The sequence below is a fragment of the Spirulina subsalsa FACHB-351 genome (assembly GCF_026130165.1).
Taxonomy (GTDB): Bacteria; Cyanobacteriota; Cyanobacteriia; order Cyanobacteriales; family Spirulinaceae; genus Spirulina_A; species Spirulina_A subsalsa_A.
In genome coordinates, this window is the sequence record NZ_JAIHOM010000196.1 from 1 (window position 1) to 5,270 (window position 5,270).

Genomic DNA, 5,270 nt, shown 5'->3' on the forward strand with positions numbered 1-5,270 from the left:
AGGGGTTGCCCATTCTTGCTCTGGGATAGGGGGGGGAGAGTAGGGTTTAAATTGTAAGGTAACGAGGGGGAATTCTCCCTCGCTGAGGGGGGAAAGGGGAGGGGGAGGGGGAAGGGGAGGACGTGAGGGGGTAGGTTCTTCCCTTGTTGCAGAGGTGGAGGAGTCCCCCGGAACACTTTCTACATCAGCGCTAAACTCAAAAACCCCGGTATGCCACCGCCAAAATTCTGGCACAGCTTGGCGAATATTGGTCAACCAAGGCCGAGGCAACCAGAGCAAAAGACTAAAATCCAGTTGGGGTAAATGGCGCTCAATCAGGCGTAAATGGCGAATAAAACGTTGTTGGAGGGGGGCAGATTTCCGGGTAAGGTCTTCAAGGCCGATAATTTCAAAGGTGGGGGATAGCTTGGATTGTTTGAGGTGGGGGTTATCTTGGAGAATTGTGGCGATCGCATTTAAAAAATTCGGGTTCTCGGCATTGAGTCTGACCGTAATGAGGGGGGGGAAAGAAGCACTTTTTCCGTCGTGTAATTGCTCCGAGAGGCGATCGCGCAATGAAACCTGATCACAAACCGCCAAAAAAATTTGACGACGTAACCCCACACTTAAAGCCTTATATAATCGCTGGTAAATAACCGAATTGGAATGTGCCACAGTATCGTTATCTTCCCCTCATCATAGCCTACTCAATAAGTACAGCAAAATTTATCACGTTTTGATGCTTCGCTCTTTAGGTTCAGGTCTGCTGAATATGGCTCTAAGCACTGCCACCCAGTAAATAGTAAAATGTCGGAATTAATAATCATTAATCATAAATTATCAATTGTGAATTGTTCCCTATTCTCGACTAGCAGACTTTTCCAGCAAGCCCTAGGCAAGGTTTTCACGAATCCCCATCTGTTCTCAGGTGGGGGAATACGTCGCTAGTTTTTTTCAATTTTTCCCGTAATTCCACCCGAATCCGGTTCAGAATCGATTCTTGGTCAAGGGAATCTAAAATCCGTTGAACTACCGCTTTCGGTCCATCGGGTCCCCAGGTGGCTCCATTGGCGAGGTAGGTTTTGCTCACCTGTCCGATGGTGTAGGTGGAAACCCCCGCGACTCCTGCTTGAGTCAGCGCCACGGAAACATAAGGGGCTAAACTCGCCCCCCCCGTTAAAGGCGCAGAGAGGCCTAATAGGCTTTTTACGCCACTTAAGCCCAAAGTGGCCAGGAATTCACTCGCCGTAATCCCCCCCATGCTCAAGCCGATTTTTTGCAGCAATCGGAGCGCTCCCTGTTGGGTCATGGGGAGGCCATAGAGACGAGAGAGGGAGAGAATGAGGGCGACATCAATCACCGCACCTGTAAAGAGGTCTAGCACTGTGACTGGATTAAGTGCGATCGCCACCGCCTTCGTCATCACCCCCCGCAAAATCACCTGATTCGCCGCCTCCTCCCGAATCACCATTTTTCGCTCCACCACCAACTCATTCACCTCATCGGCATAAAGCATCGTATTCAACGCCACCAACGATTTCCCCTCCCGGTGCAGAATCTCCAAAATCTTCACCTTCAACGCCTCCACTTGCGATTCCCCCCGTTCCCGTTGCACCTGCCAACTGCCATCCTTGCGTTGGACCCGTTCCACCACCAACGGCGAAGCACTCACCATCACAATCTCCTCGGGAGAAAGCAATTGACGCACCCGTTGATCTCGAATCGTTTGATAAATTAACTCCCGATCCGCCTCTGGGTACTGATCAATCTTGTTAAACACCAAAATCATCGGCTTTCCCACCTCTCGCAGTTGGGATAACGCCTCATACTCCACTTTCGTCATATCCCCCGCAATGACAAACAAAATCAAATCCGCTTGTTTCGCAATGCGACGCGCCAGCACCTCCCTTGTCTCCCCATCCACCTCATCCAATCCCGGTGTATCAATTAACTGAATTTGAGCATTGCCTTGACTGGGAATCGCCACCCGTTGCACCTGAGCAATATCATCAGACTCAACACGCCAATCTGCACTATCAATCGTCCGCGTCACCCCATGCAGCGGCCCCACCTCAAACACAGGCTGACCTAACAAAGCATTTAAAACCGACGACTTCCCCCGTCCCACCAAACCAAACGCCACAATCTGCACCACCGACTGATTCAACTTATCCAGCATTTTCATTAAATGCTCAATTTCCGATTCCAGTCCCCTTTGTTCTTGGGCAGTTAAATCCAATTGATTCACCAACTGCCGTAGAGAATCCTGGGCCTGTTGATAATTGATTTCTTCTTGAATCATCCCGAAACTTTGTAAGGCTTGTTCCAATTCTTCGGGATTCCATTGCAGAGGATCAGACATAGAGCAGGTAAGTTCGATTGTGACAATCCCACCTGTTCGGTAGGATCAAGGAAGAGGTGGGACTCTTTAGTTCAGAATGAGAGTTTTTGGAACAAATCAGCAACGGGAAAAGAAAATCCCGGAATTACCTCTTCCCCCTCTAGAGAATCAACCGATTTCAGGAGACGATCCGGTTCTTCGGCCGAGCGATACACTAGAACAAAATGTTCATTAGGATAGATAATCCAGGCTAAACGGGTGTCATTCTCGAAATATTCAACCAGCTTGTTGTGTATCTCTTCCACTGTGTTACCGGGAGATAGCACTTCAACCGCGAGATCGGGCGCACCGTCGAGAAAACCCGTGGGGAGTTCTGTCATGCCTTGTAGCCGTTGTTTGGCAAAGAAAGATATATCCGGGGAACGCCGATTCCCATTTTTCATTTTGAAGGCTGTGCTAGAGTCTAATACAATCCCCAGCTTTTGAGACAAACTATAATTTACTAAAGCGGCTAACAGTAAGGTACAGATATAGCCATGCAATGCTCCTGAATTTCCCATACTAATCAATTCTCCATTGAGAATCTCATAGCGATGTCCATCTTGGGGCAATGCCATAAATTCTTCATCAGTCCACACTTTTTTTTCTAATGTTGATTCAGTTGCAATGGACATAGTTAGCATCCTTAATCCATCCCTATTATATAGCGGTTCTAAATCATTGATCAACTCTCAGAGCAGTTTCTCATAATACTTCAAGCTCCTTGTAACCCTTGTATACTGTTCCCTGTTCCCTTTACTTTCCCTTGTGGATTACAAAACTCAAATGGAAACGCTATATATTCGGTCTATACTTCTGCGCTAGTCCCGCACCTTACACCAAGTTTCACCTCGCCCTCAACATTTAAACACAACTAAAGTGATATCATCAAAAATCTTTTGCTCACCGATAAACTGCCGTAAATCCTCTAGAATAGCATTTTTAATCTGTTCCGCAGGCTGATTCCAGTGTTGACTAATGATGGCGCAAAGACGATCCATCCCATAAAGTTTTTCTTCAGGGTTCATCGCCTCTGTAATCCCATCAGTGTATAGAATGACCGTATCTCCCGGTTGAACATGGATTACAGTATAGCTTAAAAAGCTACTAATATCATCGGTCAGTCCAATAGGTAAGCCTAAATCAATGGTATCAACCCGTTCAATTTCGCCGTTATTTCGACAGATGATTACCTCTTCATGTTGTCCACTAATAATTAACTTATTTTCTTGATAAATCACTAAAGCAAAGGTTAGATTTTTATCAGATTTAATCCGTTCAATATTTTGAAAAATAGTCTCATTTAAGCGAATGAAAAAATCATAGGGACAAATTAAACCAAGATTAATTAACGTTCGCACAGTTACCTGTGTCATGACCATTAATAAACCACTCTCTAAACCATGTCCAGTTACATCACCAATGCAAAAAGCAACCCCAGATGGACTTCTGAGAATATCATAATAGTCTCCCCCTACTTCTGAGGCAGGCTGCATATGAGCCGCAATATCAAGACCGTCAATGGCCGACAGTTCTTCGGGGTTGGGAAGAACCATTCTTTGCATTTTTTCCAGCATCACCAGTTCCGCGCCCATTCTCAAATTTTCATCGGATAGCTTCTGATTTAAAAGAATAATTTCTGCATTCGCTTGTGATAATTTTTCCGTGCGGCTAGCCACTTTGTCTTCTAAGGTGTTAAATAAGTCTTTGAGTTGTTGAGCCATTTCATTGAATTCTTGGGACAAAATTCCCACTTCATCTTTTCGATTAGTCAAGATGATTTGATTTAAGTCTCCTTGTCCTGTTTTGGCAAAGGCTTGGCTGAGTCGTTGGAGAGGGTCAATAATATGGTTAGCAATTTGCCAAGTTATGAGGATGACTAAGATTAAGATAATTAATGTTAGGAATAGGGCAAAAGTCCAAAAACGATAAACTCGCTCTAGAATTTCTCGTTGTTGTTGTTGGACAATGACACCCCAATGATTCGGCAATACCACGGTGTGAGCGAACCATTGAATGTTGTTTTCATCCTCGAACATAAAAAAACCGGAATTCCCCTCAAGCAGTGCTTTAACGGGGGGATAATCTCTAAAATCCTGAAGACTGTATACGGTTTCTATGTTAGGATGAGCTAAGATTTTGCCGCGTTCATCCACTACAAAGGCAAAACCTGTTTGACCTAAAGTTACCGCTTGCACTTTTTCGGTAACATCGGTTAGTTTGATGGCAAGGGCAAGCACGCCTAGTGTTTCTTGGGTGATGTCGTTTATTATGCCAGTGGCAAAGACTACGGCCGGTTTAGCGGAGGTGCGTCCGAGTACGATTTCCCGGGTGATGGGTTCGCCGAGGATGGCTTGTTGGAAATAAGTGCGATCGCTATAATCTGTTAAGTCGGCTTCATCACTGCGGGCTATATTCATCCCATTTAAATTAATGGTATTGATTAAATAAATATCTTCATAAACACGGCTACTCGCGTCTAAAATTGCTTTTTGTGCTGCTGCATCCATGGCTAAAATTCCCGGTTGTTGACTAATATTTTCCAGAATTTTCACCACATTTTGATCCCATTGATTCACATTATTCGCTAACGCCGTATTTTCCTGTCTTAAATGCTGTTTAGCTTCCTTCTGCAAAATCTGTCCCGCTTGATAAGTGGCTAATAACAAAGTACTCAACATCGGGAAGATAATGCTACTAGCGATTAAGAGAATTAAACGCCACCGTAGACTACGATGAATTAGAGAGGGAATCATAAGGACTGTGATGTAGGACTTAAGGAATTTTACCGAGGAACTGGGTCTAAAGCCCCGTCCTTCTAGGACGGCTTTTTCTTGATCTTAAGGCTTCTGATGAGTTCTCTCAAAACATCTGATTTGGAACGACCTGTTGATTCGCAATAGGCTTCTAG

General features: G+C 45.0%; 3 protein-coding genes and 1 pseudogene. All 4 read right to left on the minus strand.

From position 1 onward, the window contains the following. Positions 1-654 (minus strand): annotated as a pseudogene (locus K4A83_RS21755) (tetratricopeptide repeat protein); the annotation flags it as partial. 229 nt (positions 655-883) lie between these two features. Beyond that, on the minus strand, positions 884-2,341 hold the full coding sequence (locus K4A83_RS21760; RefSeq protein WP_265266814.1) for a DUF697 domain-containing protein: 1,458 nt from the start codon (positions 2,339-2,341) through the stop codon (positions 884-886). A 71-nt stretch (positions 2,342-2,412) separates the two neighbouring features. Beyond that, on the minus strand, positions 2,413-2,994 hold the full coding sequence (locus K4A83_RS21765) for a Uma2 family endonuclease (RefSeq protein ID WP_265266815.1): 582 nt from the start codon (positions 2,992-2,994) through the stop codon (positions 2,413-2,415). A gap of 222 nt (positions 2,995-3,216) precedes the next feature. Next, a complete protein-coding gene (locus tag K4A83_RS21770) occupies positions 3,217-5,115 on the minus strand; it encodes a SpoIIE family protein phosphatase (protein ID WP_265266816.1) in 1,899 nt (632 codons plus the stop codon). Positions 5,116-5,270 lie beyond the last annotated feature (155 nt).